This window comes from Klebsiella sp. 64 (genome assembly GCF_018223915.1).
Lineage (GTDB): Bacteria > Pseudomonadota > Gammaproteobacteria > Enterobacterales > Enterobacteriaceae > Klebsiella > Klebsiella pneumoniae.
The window spans coordinates 1-821 of sequence record NZ_JAGRQZ010000062.1; the positions used below are offsets into that span (position 1 = coordinate 1).

General features: G+C 47.7%; 1 pseudogene. It reads left to right on the forward strand.

The window, feature by feature from the left end:
• Window positions 1-425, forward strand: a pseudogene (locus KHQ23_RS26020) (kinase); the annotation flags it as partial.
• Window positions 426-821 lie beyond the last annotated feature (396 nt).

Genomic DNA, 821 nt, shown 5'->3' on the forward strand with positions numbered 1-821 from the left:
ATTGTGACCAGAAATGGTACGTTTTCAATGGCAAGACGAAACCCGTTTGTCCCTACTGCGGTACACCGTACAAAGGCAAACTCCCCATCCTGAATCTGTATTCGTCGAGAAAAGCTGGAACTTTCAGGCCAGATGATCACCGGCTTATGGTGTGGAGCGGTCAGTCATTATATGCATGGCACGTCAACCGACTGATTGCTCCTAACGAACGAACCACCGATGAGCAGAAGAAAAGGGTTGGTTATTTCGTCTTCCATAATGACCAGTGGTGGCTGGTTAACGAGGGGCTTAGCGGGCTCATATCACTTCCCGATCGGAAAACGGTCGGCATTGGTGAAAAGTTGCTGCTAGAGGACAACACCCAGTTCATCCTTTCTTCAGAGGATGGTGGGCGGCTGGTAGTGGTACAACTCGTGGTGAATTAACTGATATTCATCACCAGCAAAAGGTGGAGGGAGGTAAAACGTTATCAGGCGTTTTGGTATGTAAATCAGATAAGCCCTGCTGCACGAGCGGGGCTTATTCCAGGAGTATTTGTGGGGTAATGGATGTCTTTGTTGGTATGAAATTTAGCTTTACATTAACCCTGACCTGACATTGTTGCAGCGCAGAGCTCAACTTCACCTGACAGGCCACTCTGGGCCAGAAACGGAATTTTGGTGGTTGTCTGGCGAAAGATACCTCTGCAGAATGAGACAATCACCTTTAAACATGACCTTAATTTTAGCCATCACAGGCTACTGAACCCGGATCCGGTGAGCGCTCTGGCTCACATAAGAAAGAAGCATATAGAAGACCAGGCTATGCGTACTCATAAACTG